We start from the raw sequence: 20095 nt of genomic DNA, 5'->3' as shown, positions 1-20095 counted from the left end.
CAATATTACCCTGTGTGAAGAATTCTGTCATGACTTGCCCGTAACTTGCTGAAAAGCAATGCCAAGCGTGATGAAAAAGAGGCCGAGCCAGGTGGCTGGCAGGATATTCTCGCCAACAAATGCGCTGATGAAAAAGAGCGAAAGAAAAGGCGAGAGAAAGATGAGGGTACTGATGCGGGCTGTAGAGCTGGTCAGCCGCATTGCCTTGAGCCAAAGAACAAAGGTGAGTCCCATTTCAAAAATGCCAACATAAAGCGGCCCAAGACTGTCTGCCAGTTGTGGCAGACGGGGGCTTGAAAAGATGCAGACCGAAACAAAGGTGTAGACTGTGCCAAAAAGGAAGTTGGCTGTGAGTCCTGCGACTGGGTCGCGGGAATCCTTGGTGCAGACTATCCAGTAGACGGCCCAGATGACGGTGCTCAAAAGTGCAAGGAAAACGCCCAGAGGGCTTTGGAATGTAAAATCTGTGAGCCTGCCGTGGGTGCAGATAAGAAGTACTCCAAAGTAGCTGAGGCAAAGGGCAATCAGGTCTTTTTTGTGGAGTTTCTGGCGCAGGAGGGGCACAGAAAGCAGGGAAAGCATAATGGCCCATGTGTAGTTAATGGGCTGGGCTTCCTGTGCCGGGAGCAGGTCATATGCTTTGAAGAGAATTGTGTAATATAAAAAAGGGTTGAGCGCACCATACAGGGCACTCTGAAACCATTCTTTGCGGCGAAATTCGTGGAGCTTGTGAAGCGAACGCGTGAGGGCGAGGACAGAAAGCAGAACCAGAAGAGAGAAGAGGCAGGAGTAGAACAGGAGCTGGAACGGGTCCAGTCGGGCGAGCGAAAGTTTGAAGGCCGTGGCAACAGTACTCCAGCAGAGTACTGCCGCCAGGCCATAGGCGTAAGCTTTGTGTTGTTGGTTCATCTGGAAAATTAGCAGGGAACGTTTTCTTGAATAAAACTCACTACTTCTTCGGGAGTGTCACAAATCTTCATGAGGTCGAGGTCGTGTTCTTTGGCAAAACCACCAGCAATAAGCTGGTTTTTGAACCAGTCTATAAGTCCGGCCCAGTAGCTGGAGTCATAGAGCACGATGGGGAATTTCTTGATGCGTTCGGTCTGAATAAGCACCAGCGCTTCTGAAAGTTCGTCCAGCGTACCAAAGCCACCGGGCATGGCGACGTATGCTGTTGCGTATTTTACAAACATGAGTTTGCGCACAAAGAAGTAGCGGAAATCAACACGGGTGGTGCAATACGGGTTTGCACCCTGTTCGTGTGGCAACTCAATATGGAGCCCGACAGATTCTCCGCCAGCTTCCTTGGCTCCTTTGTTTGCGGCCTCCATGAGGCCGGGGCCACCGCCAGAAATAACGTCATAGCCAGCCTTGGAAAGAAGGGAGGCGAGTCTGACTGTATCCTGATACAGTTCGGAGTCAGGAGTAACGCGCGCAGAGCCAAAAATGGATACACCGTTACGGATATCACTCATTGTGTCGAATCCGTCGACGACTTCTGCCATAATGCGGAAAAGTCGCCAAGATTCCTGCTTGGAGAGTTCATCAATAAGAAACTGTCGTTCTGACATGTCAGCTCCTGAAGTTGACATCTTTAGCATCTCGTATCAGCCTTTAAACATACGCCTTGGTTACTTCTTAAGATATAGTGTTTCCCCGTGGTTTGAAACTGTTAATTTCGACCTTCCGCTCTTGTGGACGGAAAACGGAGTACAGAGATGAAAATACAGTTCCTCGGCGCCGCTCAGACGGTTACCGGCTCATGTTATATGATGGAAACCGGGACGCATCGCTTCGCAGTAGACTGCGGGATGCATCAGGGTAACAGGGAGATAGAGCGCAGAAATTTTGGCTCACTCAAGTATCGACCTCAAAACGTTGATTTTTTTCTGATTACTCACGCTCACATCGACCACTCTGGCCTGCTTCCCCGGATGGTACAGAATGGCTTCAAGGGCAAAATTTACTGCACGCCTCCGACAAAGGATTTGCTGGAAATTATGTTGCGGGACAGCGCACATATTCAGGAGATGGAAGCTGAATGGAAAAGCCGCAAGCGCAGTCGGCGGGGCAAGGGGCGCATTGATCCGCTCTATACAATGGACGATGTCGAGCGGACTCTGGAGCTTTTGACGTCTGTCGAATATGGTGCGCCTTTTGAGCCGTTTCCAGAGTTGTCTGTCTGCTACCGGGATGCTGGGCATATCCTCGGCTCTGCGTTTATTGAGCTGTGCGTCAAGGAAGATGGCAAGGAGTTCAAGGTTGTATTCTCTGGTGACCTTGGACGGCCGGATCAGCTCATTGTTCGTGACCCGTCGATTATTCAAGATGCTGATTATCTGTTCCTTGAGTCGACATATGGTGACCGAAATCATAAAGACGAGCAGCTGAGCCGTGACGAACTGGCCGAAGCCATCGACTGGAGCTACAGCCACGGGGAAAAGGTTATTATCCCAGCTTTTGCCGTGGAGCGGACGCAGGAAGTGCTGTACACACTGCATATTCTGAATAAGGAAGGGCGGCTGCCACAGGGGATGCCTGTGTATGTGGATAGTCCAATGGCTATTCGGGCAACGGAAGTCTTCCGAAATCATCCTGAATATTATGATAACGAGGCGCTCAAGATTGTGGACGCGGGAGAAGACCCGCTGAGCACTCCGAATTTACATTTTACTCTTGGCCGTGAGGAATCAACGGCAATTAACGCCAGCAAGGGGCCGGGCATTGTGATTTCGGCCAGTGGCATGTGTAACGCAGGCCGCATCAAGCACCACCTGCGCCACAATTTGTGGAAGCCAGGAGCGAGTGTTGTCTTCGTTGGATATCAGGGAAAAGGAACTCCTGGCCGCAAAATCGTTGACGGCGCGAAAAGAATTCGTATCCTCGGCGACGAAATTGCTGTGCGGGCAAAGATTTTCACCATTGGTGGATTCTCTGCACATGCTGGCCAGAGCCAGATTATGGAATGGCTTGAGCATTTTCGTACCCGTACCATGAAGGTCTTTCTTGTTCATGGTGAAAATTCTGCCCAGGAAACTCTTGCAGATCTCATTCGCAAGAAGTTTGGGCTTGAGGTTCATATACCGGGCTATTTGGATATCTGCACGATGGAAGCAGACGAGCCTATGGCTCTGTCTCGCGAAGCAGACAAGGCGAAGCCTGCGGTTGACTGGCAGGATATGCTTGGCCGGACAAATGCCCTTGTGCAGAAGATGGAAGACCTGAAAAAGCAGATGAAGGGCCGGTCGTGGGAAGACCAGACCGAGCTGCGGGACCGGCTTGATGCCATCCATCGCGAATTAGAAGATTTTATTTCGGAAGTGTAAGGAATGCGAATAATAAGTGGCGAGTTTGGTGGTCGCACCATTCGCTCTGTTGAGGGGCCGGGCTATCGCCCGGCTACCGCAAAAGTGCGTGGTGCTATTTTTTCAATGCTCGAAGCTCGCGGTATTGACTGGGAAGAGACTCATGTTCTGGATTTGTTTGCGGGAAGCGGGAGCCTGACGTTTGAGGCTCTGTCTCGTGGAGCAGTCCGGGGCGTGCTCATGGAAAAGAACCGCAAGGCTGCGGCCTGTATCTCAGAGAATGGCAAATCGCTTGGGCTGAGAGGCTCTCGTGTGCGGGTTGTGGCCAAGGACTTGTTCAAAGTCCTGAACACGGTCCCCGACAAGCCCTTTTCCCTGGTCTTTATTGATCCTCCATATGGAAAGGACCTGCTGGAACCCGCTTTGGTCAAGGCCATTGCCAATGGCTGGATTGCCGAAGATGCCTTTGTTTTGGCAGAAGTGGAATCCGGGCTGGAACTTGACGCGGACGCAGTGAGTCCGTTTTTGGAAACCCTGACCGACAAACTGTATGGGCAGACAAGGATTATTGTATGGAAGAAGAGAAAAAGCGCGAAGTCATAGCCGTTTATCCGGGCACCTTTGATCCGCTGACGAACGGTCATGTAAGCCTTGTGAAACGCGGCCTGACTATTTTTGATAAGGTCGTTGTTGCTGTTGCCCAGGATACAGGAAAGAACTCCCTGTTTAGCTTTGACGAGCGCGTGGAAATGGCGCGTGAAGTTTTTGCGGATAGCCCCCGGGTAATGGTGGAAGGCTTCTCTGGCCTTTTGGTGAATTATGCACTCAAGCGTGGTGCTTCGGTTATTCTGCGTGGCCTGCGCGCGGTGAGTGACTTTGAGTATGAGTTCCAGATGGCACTGATGAACAGGCACCTTGCCCGTCCGGTTCAGACTGTCTTTTTGATGACTGACTACAAATGGATGTACATTAGTTCGTCCATTATTCGTTCTGTGGCGTCTCTTGATGGAAACGTGCAGGGGCTTATTCCGAATCTTATTATGCCTCGTGTGTACGCCAAGTTTGCGGAGCTGAAAGAACGGGGCGAGCTGGACTAGTATGACGACGCAGCTTTTATGTATTCCCGGTCCGACAGGTGCCGGAAAAACGAGTGCGGCTATTTCTCTTGCTCAGGCCCTTGATGGCGAGGTTATTAATTTTGATTCCCGGCAGGTCTACCGGGATTTCCCTGTGATTACAGCTCAGCCGAGCGAAGAAGAACGGGCTGGATGCCCTCATCTCCTGTATGGCTTTTTGCCGACAGAGGAGAAGATGAGTGCTGCGGCCTATACAGAACTGGCGCTTAAAACCATCGAAGAGGTTGCGTCCCGCGGGAAGCTCCCTATTCTGGTTGGCGGTACGGGGCTGTATATGCGCTCGGTGCTAAGACCCTTGGCAGACATTCCTGCAATCCCTGAAGACATTCGTCGGGATGTACAGGAGGATTGCGAGCGTCGCGGCCCAAATGCTTTGCACAAGGATTTGGAGAAGCTGGACCCTGTGCTTGCTGACCGCCTACATCCAAATGACCGCCAGCGCATTATGCGAGGCATTGAGGTTGCGCGGGGGACAGGCAAGCCGCTGTCTGTCTGGCAGACTGAAACAGTGGAAGAACGAGATTTTCAGGTGCTCAAGCAGGGGGTGGGGCTGCCACTTCCAGAGCTGACGCCGTATTTGAACAAGCGCATTGACGTGATGCTTGAGGCTGGAGCCATGCAGGAGGCTGAGTCCGCAATGGAAAAGAATGCGGACCCCAAGGCTCCGGGCTGGAGTGGGATTGGCTGTGCCGAGCTTTTGGCATATTTGCAGGGGCGTCTGAAATATGAAGACGCGCTGTATTTGTGGCAGAAGAATACCCGGGCCTATGCCAAGCGCCAGCTGACGTGGTTCCGGGCAGACAAAGAGATACACTGGTATCGGCCTCATCTGCATCAGGACATGATAGATCAGGCGCGAGCGTTTTTTGGACGCTAAGGCTAAAAAACACACAAAAAAAGACGGGCTGCGTTGCGGTCCGTCTTTTTTTGTGTCTGCGGTATTGGCGATGTGCTAGCGCATCAGGGCAAAGTGACGGCTGTTAATGCTGAATTTGAGCGTGCCGTTTCGGAATTTGTGACCTGAGCATTCAATGCACAGAAGTCCTGCGTTTTGGATTTCAATTTTGGGCCGGTCGTCGCCTGTGATGATGAGTGTGGCAAGTTTGGCGAGGTTTGGCATGTGTCCGGCCACGAGCACAGACTGCGCACCGTTCAGGCCATTCAAAAAGTCTACGGTCTGCACTGCCGGATTCATGGCTTTAAGCAGTGGAGTGCTTGCAATGTCTTCAACGGGGAAACCCGTTTCTTTGGCCATGATTTCTGCGGTTTGGCGGGCGCGCAGTTTGGGACTGCACGCAATAGCGTCAAATCCGATGTCAAGACGGCGGGCCATCTGACCAGCCTTGGTGACGAGTTCACGCCCCATAGGGCTAAGGGGTTCTTCTGGGGCGGCCTCTTTGGGCAAGGCCAGCCCATGCTGCATGAGATAAAGAAGCATAGTGACTCCCGGTGTCCGGTTTAACGCGTATGAAGAGGCGAAAGCACGGAGGCTGACGCACATAATATCTTGGGTCCACAAAGGAATAGCAGAGTGCGAAGGGTGGGGCAAGACAGTGGGGTGATTCTGATTCATTCGTTGCGGATTTGAACGGGAGAAAAAGACTCGGGGAGAAAGTGCGGAAGCTTCGGCTGCTTGCGAGAGGAGGGAGCGATTCCCGCAGCAGGGCTTGCGCTTGGCCCCCTCTCAGGGTACTCAATAGTGTGCTCTTTTTTCTGCTGGGTACTTTCATGTCGTAACCCGGAGGCTGTGATGAAATTTTTTGCCTGCGTCATGTCGCTTGTGGGATCTGCTGTGCTTTGCGTTTCCCTCGGCTGGGCAAGCCCTGTCACTGTGGCAGAGGCTCCAGAAGAGACGGTCAGCACGGAAGAGGTCCCGGCATCCTGCACTTCGGCTCCCGGTGCAGAGGCGACGATTCTTTCCCTTGATAGCCTGAAACCCGTTGCCTTTGATTGCGGCGACACCGATGCGGTTTCAGGTGCTTTTTTGCAGTTGTTTGATTACGGCGTCATAGACTGGGAAACTGGTGAACTCATTGCAACAGGAACAGGGACACCGCCAGAGTATATTCCAAATCCTGACCGGGCGTGGAATATTGCGCGGCGGGCGGCGACTATTTCGGCCCGGCGAAATATGCTGAATTTGCTTCGGCACGTTCCTGTGCGGTCTGACGCAACTGTCGAAAACTTTTTGGGGTCCAGTGAAAGCACGCAGAACCTGATGCGTGGGTGTTTGCAAAATTCTTCAATACGTGGGGCGGTGCTTTTGCCAGATGGCTCGGCCGAGGTGACGGTGCGCATGAATCTGCGCGGGCGTCTTTCGGATATTTTTTGGGCGCATGAGTCTGATTTTGGGATACAGATGCCGCAGCACAAGGCAACGTCGTCTGCTGATGATTGTGGAATTACCGGACTGATTATTGACGCCCGGGGTATTGATCTCAAACCCGCCATGAGCCTGTGTTGCCGGGACGAAGAGGGGAACCTGCTGTATGGACCGCCAACAGTTGGAAAAGACCTCGCCATTCAGCGTGGTCTGGTAAGTTATGTACGCTGTCTCGACTCTGGTTGCGTTGACGAGCGGGTCGGTGGGCGGCCGCTGTATGTTCGGGCATTGCGCCCTGCGGGGAAACTGGGAACGGATGTCGTTATTGCTACGGACAACGCCAACGAAATTCGGGAGCAGCTTGGGGATGGGATGTGCCTTGCGCAGTGCCGGGTGCTGGTGCTTCTTGACTAGATGCTTCGTGTTTCACCCTGTGACACTCCTTCCAATTCATCGCTAAAGAGTGTAAGCGACAAGCATGATGCAATTTCTTCATAAAACAATCCTGACGACTCTGGCGGCAGCTCTGCTGTGTGTGTTGTGCCTGAGCGTGGAGTCAGCAATGGCGCGGGAAGTTTCCGTGACATGGCAGCCTGACTTGGAGGATTCCACAATACGGACAAAAGCGGATGCCCTGAAATCTGGGTTTTCGCAGGCAATTTTTGATGAAGCTGTGGCTTTGCTGCCGGGAACGCTTTCGGAAGCACGGGCCGTACTTCTGCGGGAGCAGCTTGACGCACGGGCCAGTGGTGCTGTTGTCGGCTATTCTGAACTGGGCATTGAGTCCATTCAGGATGAGCAGGGACAAAGCATCAAAACCCTGAAACTCGATGTCAATGTGAATCGTTCTGCACTGAAAAAGCTGCTGAAGCGGCTTGGTGTGTACTACACCGTGAACGAGCAGCAGCCCTTTACGCTCGAACTGGTTGGAGATTCCTATGACGCATGGGACCAGCTTGGACAGCTCCAGGAGCTGACGGGCGTTCGGGTGCGCAGTGGCGCTAGCCCGGTGATGACGCTGAGCAAGGAAGAAGGCGGTGTCTGGAGCGCCCGGATGTCGCATGATGGCCGTGAGTGGTCAGAGCTTGGCAAGGATTTGTCAAAGGTTTGGGTTAACGCGTGGGCAGGCTTCTTTACTCGTCCGGAGGCTGGCGCCAGTATGGTTTCTGGCGTCTCTCTGGTGATTAGCGGCTGGTACGCGCCGGATGGACCCAAGGCTTTTCAGCAGGTGCTGTCCTCGTGGGAACAGGAACTTGATAGCGCTGTTCTCGCACATGTGGATATGCTGCCGGATGGACTCGTCGCAACATGGCGAGTCAAAACTCTTGATCGCGAAGCGTTGAGTCGAAAGTTGGATGCGTATCTCGCTCCAAGGGGGCTACGATACAATTTTGAAGTTCTTCCATAGAAAATAGCACAATACATGGGCGTCTACCGTTGGTAGGCGCCCATGTTTTCTTTTAGCACGAGGGGAATGCTATGCAGCTCAATGAGAATAACTGGACCATTCCCAATATCCTCACGATTGCGAGGATACTTCTGACGCCCTGTTTTGTTATTTCCTATGTGGACGGCAAGACTGAACTGGCGTGGGGATTGTTCCTTGTTGCGGGAATAACAGATGCCGCAGATGGCTTTTTGGCCCGAGTCCTTCACCAGAGGACCCGACTGGGGGCGATGCTTGACCCCCTTGCAGACAAGGCCCTTGTGGCCTCGGCTTTCCTGTGTTTGGGTATTTCGGGGTGGGTCCCGTCGTGGTTAGTTATTCTCGTTATTAGTCGCGATGTCATCATCGTTGGCGGCTTGAGTGCCCTGTCGTTTTGGGGCGTTGACGTCAAGGTGAAGATTCGCCCCTCGTGGATGAGCAAGCTGAATACAAGCTGTCAGATTTCACTGATTGTTGTGGTCATGCTGGAAGAAATGCACTGGCTGAGTTTGCCGATGCTGGTGGACATTCTTGTCGGGGCAGTGTGCGTTCTGACTGTGGTCACGGCAATCCATTACACCTTGCGTGGTCTGGCCATGTTCCCTGAGCATGATGCCGAGGCAGAGGGTGACTCATCGAAGTGACAAAAAAGCAGCCCCAGCAATTTCAGGATGAAATTGCTGGGGCTGCCATAGAAAAATTCCCGGAATGAAGAACTAGTCTTTGTCCTTGGATTCTTCTTTTTTTTCACCCTTGGGGGTTACATCGATTTCACTGGGTTCGGTAGTGGCTTTCTTAAAATTTTGAATAGCCTGACCAATACCGCCGCCAATTTCAGGCAGCTTTTTGGCACCAAAGATAACCAGAACGATGAGAAGAATGATAAGAAGTTCCCAGATTCCTAATCCGCCAATCATGAGCATGCCTCCGTATTGATGATGTTCTTGCCTATACACGTGGCTACTTTTGAGGTCAAGATATCGCAGGGAGTGTGGATACTGGGAAAATGCCTTGAAAAATTTGGGAAATCCTGAAAGATTTTTAACAAAGACAGCAAACTGAGTGTGGAGAAAATTCTCTGTTTTTTAGCCCAGGAGATTTTTGTGAACTCATCATCCAAGGTCAAAAGACTCCCCGGTTCGTGCTGTTTCTATTTCCGGAAAGGACGGTGTCTGTATGATGAGATGCTGAACCCCGGTTATCAGGAACGTTTTCGTTGCCGTGTCCTGCGTCAGTGGGAAGAAGCATACGATGAATTTCTTGATAGGGCAGAGGCCTTTCACCTTGATGAAGCGCAGTCAAGCCGCATCTGGGCTGTTCGTCTGGAAAAAATGTCTGATTTGGCAAGCCAGTGTCCGCAGTATGAGGCACGGGAAAGTTTTGGTGAATTTGTGTGCGCAAAGGCCTTTGGCTTTCTCTGTCTTGATGAATTTCCTGTCTGTGAAGGACGATGCCAGCGCTTTTTGTTGCCCCCACGGGCAAAAACCGACTTGTCGTCAAAAGAGTGAGTGAGAAAGAATGAGTGGAATACACGCTGTTATTGCCTTTCCTGAGCTGTGTGCAAAAGATGCTGACGCGCAGAATTCATGCGTGAAATATTTCAATCCCGGACTTTCTGCGCTGCCAGAAGCGGTTCAGTATGTCCCGGATGCGCTCCCCATGTCGGCGCCAGAAGCCGAAGCATGGCTGAGCCAGACGACAGCCTACGCAGAAATGCTTGGGGATAGAGGCCTCCTGCGTGCTCAGGCTGCTACACCTCAAAATGATGGTGGATACAAGGGCAGCTCAATGGATATTATGAGCGAGCTTTTGCGCATGGAGAATGGCACGGCGACCCCTGCTGGCGAAGACGAGGAAGCACAGGCTGCGCGGCAGGCTCAGGGGGCACTGCTTTTAGCTGCTCTTCGTGAACGGCAGTTTACGGAACTCCGCTCCCTTGATGGTGGTGTTGAGGACGCGTGGAAGTCGTTTGATGAAATTGTTGGGCTGGAGCCGGAGGATCGTGACGAGATCGCGCATCTGGATGCAGACGAGTTTGCTCCCATGCGTGAGCTTTCTCCCTTTACTGACGGTGATGCGTGGAAAGCTGTTCTCGAAGCTATGCTGTATTTTGTTCGCGAGGATGATGTGCTGCTGGTCCGGGACGCTGGCGTGATTGCAGCTCTTGAGGAGTTGGGCATTGATTTTGGCCCCTGCGAAGCTGAACTTGCCAAAAAACTTGAGGATTGTGGCTTTTCTGAGGGCTTTACCCTTGCCGCAACCCGTTTGCCCGGCTATGTCCTCAGCGGCAGGTCGACCCTTCCATCAAAAATGCCCTGGCTTGCGGCCGAGCATGTGATGGTTGTCTGCATCCTTGGTAGCCCGGTGTCCCCTGCCTAAACATTTGAGGAAAAGCATGTTCATTTGTAATGATTTTTGTGGGCTGGATTTTCTCCGCGGACTGCGCGGGGTCGTTTTTGACTGTGACGGCGTCATGTTCGATACGCTTGGACTGAACCGCACGTTTTATAACCTGATGCTCGAAAAGCTCGGTCTGCCAGAAATGACCCGCGAGCAGGAACTCTATGCCCATGCACACACAGTCAAGGAATCCCTGAGCTATCTTATTCCAGATGAGCGGCAGGCTGAGGTCCCGGCTGTATATAAAAGTATTGATTACACAGAGCTTATTCCTTCCATGCAGATGGAAGAGGGCTTGATTGAGCTTCTGTCTGTGCTTCGTGCCAGTGGTGTTCGGCTTGGTATTTTCACCAACCGTCTGAATACCATGCATCACATTCTGGAGCACTTTGACCTGACCCAGTATTTTGACCCGGTCATGACTGCTGAAATCGTGGAACCCAAGCCTCACCCAGAGGGACTGTACAGAATCATGGAGCAGTGGGGTGCCAAGCCTGCTGAGATCGCGTATATTGGCGATACCAGCATTGATGCCCGCGTGGCTCGTCGAGCCAAGGTGCCTTTCTGGGCGTTCAAGAATGAAGGCATTCAGGCAGACATGTATCTGTGGGAATTCTGGAATCTGCGCAAGATGGTTCTGCAGGCTGCCCGTGAGGGTGGAGTGCTTGGAACTCCGGCGAAGAATCCAAATTTTTGGCTGTAAAATAGCCCTTGATACTTTGTGGGGGATATGCGAACTTTTTTATATCGTAAGTCTCCCTAACACTCTGAGAGACACACCGAACCGGAGGAAGAATGGGTCCGATTATTCAGGGAATTGTGTTTATTCTCTTGCAGATTCTCTTTTTGTACAAATGGGTAGTTATCATCTCTGCACTCATCAGCTGGGTGCGTCCTGATCCATATAATCCAGTTGTCCGTTTTTTGCGTGGGGCAACGGAACCTGTCTTTTATCGCATCCGTCGATGGATGCCCTTTGTTTACGTCTCAGGCGTTGACCTTTCGCCAATTGTCGTCCTTTTGGGAATTATCTTCCTTGAGATTGTCATCAAGGGCTATTTCCCATTGGCAATGATGTAAACTGTGAGGATTGAAACAATGGCGGTTTCAAAAATAGATATTCTAAACAAGGCCTTTGGCCGGAGTTTCCGGGGCTATACCTGTGCAGACGTTGATGCGTTTTTGCAGGATGTCGCGGATACGATGGGCGAACTCGCTGAAAATAACCGAGGCCTTGAGAATAGAATTTCAATGCTGGAACAGGCGTTGGAAGAGCATAAAAGTCGGGAGAAAACTCTGCGCGATACCCTCATGACGACTCAGAAGATGATGGACGACATGAAGGCGACTGCGCAGAAAGAGGCCCAGCTCATTATTGATGCTGCCAATGCAAAGGCCGAAACGCTCCTGAATCAGGCGCATAACCGACTTGCCCAGATTCACGGTGATATTTCGGAGCTGAAAAAGCAGCGCACCCAGTTTGAGGTGAAGCTGCGGTCGATTCTTGACGCGCATTTGCGCATGCTTGAGCTTGACCGGCAGGAAGAGGAGACTCTTGATGCGGCCGAGCAAAAGTTGAAGTTTCTGAAAAAGGCGAACGTTTAGTCCGTCCTTTTTGTCTTTGGAGTCTAGAACAGGGATGCCATTACCGGAATACGCGAAACAGCACGACAGCGAGCACTGGACCCTTGATGTTTGGGTTCAGCCCGGAGCCAAAAAAAGTCAGGTGGAGGGACTCCATGATGGATGTCTCAAAATTCGGCTCATGGCCCCCGCTGTTGAGAACAAGGCCAATAAGGCACTTGTTGCGTTCATCGCAAAAGAACTGAGTCTCAAAAAAAATAAGGTGCAGATTTTTCGCGGTGAAAAAAATCGACGTAAGACGGTGATGGTTGAAGCTGGCGCTGAACCATCATGGCCGGTCTGACCGGGTGGTGGAGACCACATGGAACCATAAGTCAAAAGGAGTAGGCTCATGGAGAATAAGGATCTTGAAATGATCGCGGAGTACGCAGACCTCAATCCCGAAATCAAGATTCTGTGGGAAGAGCATCAGTTGTATGAAAAGCAGCTGCACAAGCTTGAACGGAAAGCCTACCTGACCCCTGATGAAGACCGAGTTGTTAAGGAACTCAAGAAAAAGAAACTCGCTGGAAAAACCAAGCTTATGGGTCTTCTTGAACGACAGGCCCCCATGTAGCGTGGGGAAAAGACCCAGAATCCTGGACGCTGCCAAGGTCTGTGATGACTGACGCTTTGTGTGAGGCTCTGCGAGCCTGACCCGCGTGTGGAAAAGCTGAAAACAGCCCATGATCGCCGTAAAGCAGAGCTGAAGCAGAACTTGGACGATCGTCCTCATGAATCAGTGACACGCACCGCAAGACAAACTCTTGTGGTGTGTGTCTTTTTTTTTGCTCTGCGTGTATGCTGAGACTGTCTTGTGGTCAGGACGGTCCTACCGCTGGAAATCAAAAAAGTTTTTTAAAGAGGTAAAACAACTGTTGCGTTGCAATCCGGCTTGTCGTAGCCTGCTTCTATCGCAACTGCTAACGCGTTCTCATTTGCGAAAGCCGGAGGGGTGCCGGTATCGCAAGTGCTTTTTTTTGAGATCGCGAATGCACAAAGGAAAGGATTATCATGAAAATGTACTATGACAGCGACGCAGACATGTCTCTGCTTCGCGACAAGACTTTTGCAGTCATCGGTTATGGAAGCCAGGGCCACGCTCACGCACAGAACCTCCGCGACTCCGGTTGTAAGGTTGTTGTTGGTCAGCGTCCCGGTGGTGAGAACTACGAGCTGGCAAAGCAGCATGGTTTTGAACCCATGAGTGCTGCTGAAGCTGCCAAGGTCGCTGATGTCATCATCATTCTGCTTCCCGACCAGGTGCAGGGCGAAGTCTATAAAAACGATATTGCTCCCAATCTCCAGCCCGGTAACGTGCTGCTGTTTGCCCACGGATTCAACATCCACTACGGGCAGATTCGTCCCCCAAAAGATGTTGACGTTGTGATGGTTGCCCCCAAAGGCCCCGGTCACCTCGTCCGCCGTGTCTACACCGAAGGTGCAGGCGTTCCCTGCCTCTTTGCCGTGTATCAGGACAGCACTGGCTCTGCTCGTGATTTTGCTCTGGCCTACGCCAAGGGCATTGGCGGAACCCGTTCCGGTGTTCTGGAAACCAGCTTCCGTGAAGAGACTGAGACTGACCTCTTTGGAGAGCAGGCAGTTCTCTGCGGTGGTCTGACCAAGCTCGTCCAGTCTGGTTTTGAGACTCTGGTCGAAGCTGGATACCAGCCTGAAATTGCATATTTTGAGTGCCTGCATGAGATGAAGCTCATTGTTGACCTCATCTACGAAGGTGGCATGGCCAATATGCGCCACTCCATCTCTGATACCGCAGAGTACGGCGACTTCACTCGCGGACCGCGTATCGTGACTGACGAAACAAAAGCTGAGATGAAGCGTTGCCTCGAAGAAATTCAGGATGGCCGCTTTGCTCGCGAATTCATCCTGGAAAATCAGGCCGGTCAGGCATCGCTCTTTGCCATGCGTGCCCGTTCTGCCGAGCATCCTATCGAAACCGTTGGCGCCCGCCTGCGCGATATGATGTCCTGGCTCAAAAAATAGTCTCGATACTCGCTGCAAACACATGTGCTTATTCAAGGCCGTACTCTCCGGAGTGCGGCCTTTTTCTATGGACAAAAAACACGAAAGGAGAAGAAAGAATGAATCGGCCCATGCTGGGATCTCGTGCTCTACGATGGCTCAAATGTTTTCATCTGCTTGCTGTGTCGTGTTGGGTCGGAGGGGCAGTTGCACTGACAGTGCTCGCCTGTCATCGGCAGTTCATGGATGACGCCGCCGCGCTCTACGGGCTGAACGTGGCCTCATGTGTTGTGGATATGCAGGTTGTTGTTTTGCCGGGAGCTTATGGCTGTCTCGTTACGGGGCTTATTTATGGCCTGTTTACGCGTTTTGGATTTTTTCGCCACGGCTGGCTGATACTCAAGTGGATCATTACCGTGGCGGCCATTCTGTTTGGGATGCTGTACCTTGGTCCCTGGGAAGAGGCTTTGCGTGACCTCTCCCTTGAGCTTGGACCAGACGTCTTTACGAATTCTGAGTATCTGCGGGTATTCAGCCTACATTCCCGCTGGGGTCAGATTCAGGCTTTTGTCCTGGTGCTGACCATCTTCCTGTCTGTGTTCAAGCCGTGGAAGAACCTCCGCACGAAATAAAAAAAGGAGAGCCGAAGCTCTCCTTTCTACAGGTTCACCAGTTCCACAAGGTCTTGAGGAATTGGTGAGCCAAGAAATTTTCCACCATTCTTTGTAAATTTTGAGACATCGTCTGTCGCGAGGAAAAGCTTTTTACCACAGCCTTCGCGTTTATTCAGGCCAAGCCGGTGCAGCTCGATATCGACAGCTTCTGCTGTTGTTGCTGCTGAGTCGACAATGTGGACATCCTTGCCCACGACATTCTGGATAGCGTCTTTGAGCAGCGGGAAGTGGGTACATCCCAGAACGACACTGTCTGGCGGTGTGCTGGACGCAAAGACCGGGTCCAGATAGCGGGCTGCAATGCCTTCGACCAGTGGGCCGGAGGTCCAGCCTTCTTCTGCAAGGGCGACAAAGAGAGAGCAGGGGACGCCCATGACGCGGGCTTCCGGCATGAGTGTGGTAATGGCTTTCTGATACGCTTTGCCATTGATGGTCTGTATGGTGGCGAGAACAGCAATACGCCCATTCTGCGTGGCCTGCACACCTGCTTTGGCTCCGGGCTGGATAACGCCGATGACTGGAAGGCCGGGGTATGCTTCCCGCAGAGACTGGAGGGCAACGGAACTAACCGTGTTGCAGGCAATAACCAGAGCCTTGATGCCTCGTTCAACAAGGCGGGCAGAGCACTGGAGCGCATATTTTGAAATGGTGTTTGGCCCTTTTGTGCCGTAGGGCAGCCGGGCTGTGTCGCCAAGGTAAATCAAGTCTTCGTTTGGGAGGCGCTGCTGAATTGCCTTGAGAACAGTAAGGCCCCCAACGCCGGAATCAAAGAGGCCAATGGGGAGCTGTGATCTATCCATGATGTTTTCTCGTGAGTTGGTGTCTGCGGCAGTTTGCCGGGTGTCGGGATACTGCCTCTGTGGGGCGCTGTCGTCAACGCCCTGCACCGTGAAACTAGAGCTTTGAGACCTTTTCGCCAGAGTAGATGAACGACTTGCGAACCATGTTCCAGTGGCTTCCCTTGTCATGTCCTATGACTGCGCCGCAGGGACAAAGCATCTTTCCGTCTTTTTCAATTGCCTTGTACATCTTGGTAATCCGCTCCTTGTGGCAGCGGACGACTTCCCCTTTTCCGAGCTTGTTGTATTTCCAGAGTTTGGCTTTGCATTTTGCACAGCGAAGAGTGAGCATAACTTTTTGTAATCCAAAATTGTAATTTTTTATGGGATTTTTTGCGAAAACACCTTGTTTTTTTTGACAATAGGGTCATTTTTTACTAAAAAAGAAACCTTTCAGTTTTATCGCAAAAAAGGATAAGTACAATGTTTAGTCAGGCAATTGTTCGGACACCATGCAAGGATTTCGCAAAGGGCATCACCACCGCATCAGAGCTTGGCGCTGCCGAGTATGAGCTTATGCTCACCCAGCACGCAGCATATGTTCAGGCTTTGCGAGACCGAGGACTGACGGTTGACGTTCTTGACCCTGAAGAAGCATTTCCCGATGCTCATTTTGTGGAAGACGTTGCTGTCGTGGTTCCGGAAGTCGCAGCAATTACGAATCCCGGCGCAGCAAGCCGTAATGCCGAGACGGCAAAGATCACCGACGCACTTTCAAAGTACCGCAAGCTTGAGTACATTACAGCTCCGGGAACACTCGAAGGCGGCGATGTGCTGCTGGTAGGAAAGCACTTCTTCATCGGCCTTTCTGACCGGACCAACAAAGAGGGTGCCAGCCAGCTCGGCGCTATCATGGAAAAGTACGGATACACATGGACCGCTGTTCCGGTTCCCGAAGGCCTCCATTTCAAGTGTAGCGTAAACTGGGTTGGTGGTAAAACCCTGCTGGTCACAGAAGATTTTGCCCAGTGCCCAGAACTCGAAGGCTATGAGCTGCTGATAGTCGACAAGGCAGAGGATTATGCCTCGAATGTCTTGCTTATTAACGATACTTTTATTATGCCCGCAGGCTTCCCAAAGACTCGTGCACTGCTCGAAACTCTTGGGAAAGACATTGTTGAGCTGAACATGTCTGAGACTCGAAAAATGGATGGGGCACTGACGTGCCTGTCTCTCCGCTTCTAGGCAGAGAGAAATTTCAAAATTGACAATAATGGATATTCTCTTGTTTTTTTCATGAGCAGAGTATATCCACAACAAAAAGGACACGGAGGCTCGTATGGAAGCCCTGAAGAACAGGTATCGGCGCGAGGCCGTGGAAGTACATTGCCCGAAACACAAGATTACCCGCGTTATTTATCTTCCGGAAGAAGAAATGCCGGTCTGCCCGGTCTGCAAAAAGAAGATGATAATCAAGGAAGTTCTCACTGAGGGTAAGTATTAACTTTTTTGTTAAAGTCTATCCATCCATTTTACCCTAACCCCGCAGAGGAGGCCTGCAGATGAATTCTATGAAGAAAATCCTGCTTGCTGTCGCGTGTTTCTGCCTTTTTGCAGGACAGGCAATTGCTGCAGATTTTGATCTTGCTTCAAAATCTACCATTGAGACCATTCTGAAGAATGGTGAGATCCGCGTTGGTGTTGATCCGGGATATGCTCCCTTCGAGATGGTCGACAAAAAAGGCCGCATCATTGGTTTTGATATCGACATCAGCAAGGCCCTTGCCAAGGCAATGGGCGTTAAGCTCAAGATTGTGAACACCGACTTTGACGGCATGGTTCCGGCTCTGCTCGCTGACAAGTTCGATATCATCATCGCTGGTATGACTCTGACTCAGGAGCGCAACCTCCAGATCAACTTTACCGATCCGTATGCTTCCATTGGTCAGGCTATCCTGCTCAACAAGAAGCACGAAGGAAAGATCAAGTCTTACCGCGACCTGAACGATCCGAAGTACACCGTTGCCTCCCGCCTCGGAACGACTGGTGAAATGGCTGTTAAGCGTATGCTGCCCAAGGCAACCTACCGCTCCTTCGACAAAGAGCCTGACGGCGCTATGGACGTTGTGAATGGTCAGTCCGACGCTTTTGTTTATGACCTGCCTTTCTGCGTCATGTTCATGGCACAGCAGGGTGGCAAGAACCTTGTCTTCCTTGACAAGCCCTTCACCTACGAGCCTATCGCAATGGGCATCAAGCGTGGTGATCCGGACTTCTTAAACTTCTTGAATAATTTCCTGAAGCAGATTAAGTCCGACGGTCGTTACGACAGAATTTATGCCAAATGGTTCAAGTCCACTAAGTGGTTCAACAACCTGTAGGCCTGTATTCGCAAGAAATAGTATAGAGTCGCCCCGCGCATTTTTTCGCAAAAGGTGCGCGGGGTGTTTTTGTTTTTCTGTAGGTAGGCTTCTTCACGTCTCCGTCAGGTACGGGAACATGGAGAATCGTGCTCTGCACGTATTGAGTTTAATTTTACGTCCCGTTTGGGGCGGCAAAGGAGTGTGAAGGCAGAATGTCTCTCTATCCCGGTTTGGATCGGCCCAGAAGCCCGCTCTACAGGAAATTCTGGGGGGTCATGTTCTTCGTTCTTATTGGCCTTGCCTGTCTGGGTGCCTACGGTGCTACCAAGTACGTTGACTACACGTGGCGTTGGTATCGCGTGCCCCAGTATTTCTACTATCAGGAAGAGGTCAAAGTCCGAAGTGAGCTCGATGGTGAAGTCTCCACTGTCGAGCAGACCGAGAAAGGTTACAACGTCACTGTTGCCGCTATGGACGGAGCTGAGGAAACGTATACGATCCCCAGCAAGAACCTTCTCGTGGAAGAAGGGGATTTTGTCTACCCCGGAGACGTGCTCGGTTCGAGTACGCATGGGCGACTCGGTCTGTTCCTTGTTGGTCTGATAACAACGCTCAAGGTCAGCTTTATCGCTATCATCCTCGGTATGATTGCAGGTATGGCGACGGGCCTTATGCGTATTTCGGACAACCCTATGCTCAAGTGGCTCGCCATTACCTACATTGAGCTGGTTCGTGGCTCCCCGCTGATGGTTCAGCTGATGATCTGGTACTACGTTATTGGTACGCTGCTGAATCAGCTTATGGCGAACTGGGGCCTGCCGAATATCCCGAATCTGTGGTTTGGTGCCTTTGGTCTGGCGACTTTTACAGGTGCGTATACTGCAGAAATTGTCCGCGCTGGTATCCAGAGCGTGCACCGTGGTCAGATGGAAGCTGCCCGTTCCCTTGGCATGAACTATTCTCAGGCAATGAGAAAGGTCGTCATGCCGCAGGCTATTCGTCGTATCCTTCCGGCTCTTGCTGGTCAGTTTATTAGTCTTGTCAAAGACTCTTCGCTGCTTGGTGTTATCGCCGTGCGTGAGCTGACCAAGGTCACCCGTGAGGTCGTTACCGCATCCCTTCAGGTCTATGAGATGTGGATTGTCTGTGCGTTGTTATATCTCGTACTGACGTTTATTCTCTCTGTCGCGGTGCAGTACATGGAACGCAAGGCGGTCTAAGAACATGATTAAAGCAAAGAACGTTAATAAGTTTTTTTATGTGCCTGAAAAGATTCAGGCCCTGAATAATGTCAGCTGCGAAGTGAAGCCCGGCGAAGTGGTCGTTATCATTGGCCCCTCAGGCTCTGGCAAGTCAACTTTTCTGCGCTGCCTGAACCGTCTTGAGTTCGCGGACTCTGGCGAAATTACCATTGATGGCGAAAACGTCCTTGATGGTAACGTCGATATTAACAAGGTTCGCGCTGAGGCTGGCATGGTGTTTCAGTCCTTCAACCTGTTTCCGCACAAGACTGTTTTGGAGAATCTTGTCATGGCCCCCATGATGGTCCGTGGCAAAGGTCGCAAAGAGTGCGAGGAGCTGGGTATGAAGCTGCTGAAAAAGGTCGGCATTGACGCTAAGTGGAATGCCCACCCAGATCAGCTCTCTGGTGGCCAGCAGCAGCGTGTCGCTATTGCCCGCGCGCTGTGCATGGAACCCAAAGTGATGCTTTTTGACGAACCGACTTCCGCTCTTGATCCCGAGATGGTCGGTGAAGTTTTGGACGTTATGAAGGCACTTGCCCGTTCCGGCATGACAATGGTCGTCGTTACTCATGAAATGGGTTTTGCCCGTGAAGTGGCAGATCGCGTGATCTTTATGGACGCGGGAACCATTATTGAAGAAGGTACTCCTGAGCATTTCTTTGATAATCCGACCAATGAGCGTGCGAAGCTGTTCCTGAGCCAGATTTTATAGGAATGTCGAGAAGATGTTTGAAGAGGGGAGAGTTGGGGGCCAGCCCCCAAACCCCCGCGTAAGGGAATGATTCCCTTACGTATCCTCATCGAGTTTAAAAGCCGTGCAAGCTTCGCTTGCACGGCTT

At 51.6% G+C, this 20095-nt stretch carries 27 protein-coding genes; 21 read left to right on the top strand and 6 right to left on the bottom strand.

Going from position 1 to position 20095, the window contains the following annotated elements:
* Positions 1-27: 27 nt before the first annotated feature.
* Positions 28-909 (bottom strand): DMT family transporter, encoded by an 882-nt coding sequence (locus tag B5D23_RS13440; protein ID WP_078685970.1) that lies wholly within the window; start codon positions 907-909, stop codon positions 28-30.
* 8 nt (positions 910-917) lie between these two features.
* Positions 918-1571, bottom strand: coding sequence for an LOG family protein (locus B5D23_RS13435; protein ID WP_078685969.1), 654 nt, complete (start codon positions 1569-1571; stop codon positions 918-920).
* A gap of 147 nt (positions 1572-1718) precedes the next feature.
* On the opposite strand from B5D23_RS13435, the gene B5D23_RS13430 reads away from it, so the two are divergent.
* The 4 genes from B5D23_RS13430 to miaA are packed head-to-tail and all read left to right on the top strand — an operon-like array spanning position 1719 to position 5318.
* Positions 1719-3326, top strand: a complete 1608-nt coding sequence (locus B5D23_RS13430) for an MBL fold metallo-hydrolase RNA specificity domain-containing protein (RefSeq protein WP_078685968.1) — start codon at positions 1719-1721, stop codon at positions 3324-3326.
* 3 nt (positions 3327-3329) lie between these two features.
* Entirely contained in the window at positions 3330-3908 is a 579-nt protein-coding gene (gene rsmD / locus B5D23_RS13425) for a 16S rRNA (guanine(966)-N(2))-methyltransferase RsmD (protein WP_078685967.1), read from the top strand.
* Entirely contained in the window at positions 3878-4402 is a 525-nt protein-coding gene (gene coaD, locus B5D23_RS13420; protein ID WP_078685966.1) for a pantetheine-phosphate adenylyltransferase, read from the top strand. Before rsmD ends, coaD begins: the two co-directional genes overlap by 31 nt.
* A gap of 1 nt (position 4403) precedes the next feature.
* Positions 4404-5318: a tRNA (adenosine(37)-N6)-dimethylallyltransferase MiaA gene (gene miaA / locus B5D23_RS13415; protein WP_078685965.1), complete on the top strand. Its 915-nt coding sequence runs from the start codon at positions 4404-4406 to the stop codon at positions 5316-5318.
* 75 nt (positions 5319-5393) lie between these two features.
* Here miaA and B5D23_RS13410 read toward each other — a convergent pair whose 3' ends face one another.
* On the bottom strand, positions 5394-5879 hold the full coding sequence (locus B5D23_RS13410) for a SixA phosphatase family protein (RefSeq protein WP_159446010.1): 486 nt from the start codon (positions 5877-5879) through the stop codon (positions 5394-5396).
* Between the two features lie 312 nt (positions 5880-6191).
* Between B5D23_RS13410 and B5D23_RS13405 the strand changes: the two genes are divergently transcribed.
* The 3 genes from B5D23_RS13405 to B5D23_RS13395 all read left to right on the top strand — a co-directional run bounded on the left by B5D23_RS13405 (position 6192) and on the right by B5D23_RS13395 (position 8834).
* Positions 6192-7178, top strand: coding sequence for a hypothetical protein (locus B5D23_RS13405; RefSeq protein ID WP_078685963.1), 987 nt, complete (start codon positions 6192-6194; stop codon positions 7176-7178).
* A 64-nt stretch (positions 7179-7242) separates the two neighbouring features.
* The gene (locus B5D23_RS13400; protein ID WP_078685962.1) at positions 7243-8172 is read left to right on the top strand and encodes a hypothetical protein; all 930 of its coding nucleotides are present in this window, start codon (positions 7243-7245) and stop codon (positions 8170-8172) included.
* Between the two features lie 71 nt (positions 8173-8243).
* On the top strand, positions 8244-8834 hold the full coding sequence (locus B5D23_RS13395; RefSeq protein ID WP_078685961.1) for a CDP-alcohol phosphatidyltransferase family protein: 591 nt from the start codon (positions 8244-8246) through the stop codon (positions 8832-8834).
* A gap of 72 nt (positions 8835-8906) precedes the next feature.
* Here B5D23_RS13395 and tatA read toward each other — a convergent pair whose 3' ends face one another.
* Complete coding sequence (gene tatA / locus B5D23_RS13390) at positions 8907-9107, bottom strand: twin-arginine translocase TatA/TatE family subunit (RefSeq protein WP_200803672.1); 201 nt, start codon at positions 9105-9107, stop codon at positions 8907-8909.
* Between the two features lie 186 nt (positions 9108-9293).
* Between tatA and B5D23_RS13385 the strand changes: the two genes are divergently transcribed.
* The 9 genes from B5D23_RS13385 (at position 9294) to B5D23_RS13345 (ending at position 14828) form a co-directional block, all read left to right on the top strand.
* Complete coding sequence (locus B5D23_RS13385; protein WP_144012627.1) at positions 9294-9698, top strand: hypothetical protein; 405 nt, start codon at positions 9294-9296, stop codon at positions 9696-9698.
* Between the two features lie 10 nt (positions 9699-9708).
* Entirely contained in the window at positions 9709-10569 is an 861-nt protein-coding gene (locus B5D23_RS13380) for a hypothetical protein (RefSeq protein WP_078685959.1), read from the top strand.
* A gap of 16 nt (positions 10570-10585) precedes the next feature.
* A complete protein-coding gene (locus B5D23_RS13375) occupies positions 10586-11293 on the top strand; it encodes an HAD family hydrolase (RefSeq protein ID WP_078685958.1) in 708 nt (235 codons plus the stop codon).
* Between the two features lie 92 nt (positions 11294-11385).
* On the top strand, positions 11386-11670 hold the full coding sequence (locus B5D23_RS13370) for a YggT family protein (RefSeq protein ID WP_078685957.1): 285 nt from the start codon (positions 11386-11388) through the stop codon (positions 11668-11670).
* 18 nt (positions 11671-11688) lie between these two features.
* Positions 11689-12195, top strand: a complete 507-nt coding sequence (locus B5D23_RS13365; RefSeq protein ID WP_078685956.1) for a DivIVA domain-containing protein — start codon at positions 11689-11691, stop codon at positions 12193-12195.
* A 34-nt stretch (positions 12196-12229) separates the two neighbouring features.
* Positions 12230-12517: a DUF167 domain-containing protein gene (locus tag B5D23_RS13360; RefSeq protein ID WP_078685955.1), complete on the top strand. Its 288-nt coding sequence runs from the start codon at positions 12230-12232 to the stop codon at positions 12515-12517.
* A gap of 48 nt (positions 12518-12565) precedes the next feature.
* Positions 12566-12790: a DUF465 domain-containing protein gene (locus B5D23_RS13355; protein WP_078685954.1), complete on the top strand. Its 225-nt coding sequence runs from the start codon at positions 12566-12568 to the stop codon at positions 12788-12790.
* Between the two features lie 437 nt (positions 12791-13227).
* Complete coding sequence (gene ilvC, locus B5D23_RS13350; protein WP_078685953.1) at positions 13228-14217, top strand: ketol-acid reductoisomerase; 990 nt, start codon at positions 13228-13230, stop codon at positions 14215-14217.
* A gap of 98 nt (positions 14218-14315) precedes the next feature.
* Positions 14316-14828 carry a hypothetical protein gene (locus B5D23_RS13345; RefSeq protein ID WP_233814529.1) on the top strand — a complete coding sequence of 171 codons (513 nt, stop codon included), beginning with the start codon at positions 14316-14318 and terminating at the stop codon, positions 14826-14828.
* Positions 14829-14854: 26 nt separating this feature from the next.
* Here the strand turns inward: B5D23_RS13345 and murI are convergent, their stop codons facing one another.
* Together murI and B5D23_RS13335 are read right to left on the bottom strand one after the other, a co-directional pair.
* The gene (murI, locus tag B5D23_RS13340) at positions 14855-15670 is read right to left on the bottom strand and encodes a glutamate racemase (RefSeq protein ID WP_078686038.1); all 816 of its coding nucleotides are present in this window, start codon (positions 15668-15670) and stop codon (positions 14855-14857) included.
* Between the two features lie 94 nt (positions 15671-15764).
* Positions 15765-16001 (bottom strand): hypothetical protein, encoded by a 237-nt coding sequence (locus B5D23_RS13335; RefSeq protein ID WP_078685952.1) that lies wholly within the window; start codon positions 15999-16001, stop codon positions 15765-15767.
* A gap of 131 nt (positions 16002-16132) precedes the next feature.
* Between B5D23_RS13335 and B5D23_RS13330 the strand changes: the two genes are divergently transcribed.
* The 5 genes from B5D23_RS13330 to B5D23_RS13315 all read left to right on the top strand — a co-directional run bounded on the left by B5D23_RS13330 (position 16133) and on the right by B5D23_RS13315 (position 19968).
* A complete protein-coding gene (locus tag B5D23_RS13330) occupies positions 16133-16894 on the top strand; it encodes a dimethylarginine dimethylaminohydrolase family protein (RefSeq protein ID WP_078685951.1) in 762 nt (253 codons plus the stop codon).
* 94 nt (positions 16895-16988) lie between these two features.
* Positions 16989-17153, top strand: coding sequence for a hypothetical protein (locus tag B5D23_RS15155; protein ID WP_200803671.1), 165 nt, complete (start codon positions 16989-16991; stop codon positions 17151-17153).
* A 58-nt stretch (positions 17154-17211) separates the two neighbouring features.
* Complete coding sequence (locus B5D23_RS13325) at positions 17212-18030, top strand: transporter substrate-binding domain-containing protein (RefSeq protein WP_431830570.1); 819 nt, start codon at positions 17212-17214, stop codon at positions 18028-18030.
* 194 nt (positions 18031-18224) lie between these two features.
* Positions 18225-19232, top strand: coding sequence for an amino acid ABC transporter permease (locus B5D23_RS13320; RefSeq protein ID WP_078685950.1), 1008 nt, complete (start codon positions 18225-18227; stop codon positions 19230-19232).
* Between the two features lie 4 nt (positions 19233-19236).
* A complete protein-coding gene (locus B5D23_RS13315) occupies positions 19237-19968 on the top strand; it encodes an amino acid ABC transporter ATP-binding protein (RefSeq protein ID WP_078685949.1) in 732 nt (243 codons plus the stop codon).
* Positions 19969-20095 lie beyond the last annotated feature (127 nt).

Source organism: Desulfobaculum bizertense DSM 18034 (assembly GCF_900167065.1).
Taxonomy (GTDB): domain Bacteria; phylum Desulfobacterota; class Desulfovibrionia; order Desulfovibrionales; family Desulfovibrionaceae; genus Desulfobaculum; species Desulfobaculum bizertense.
This window is presented reverse-complemented; position numbering and strand designations above follow the sequence as displayed.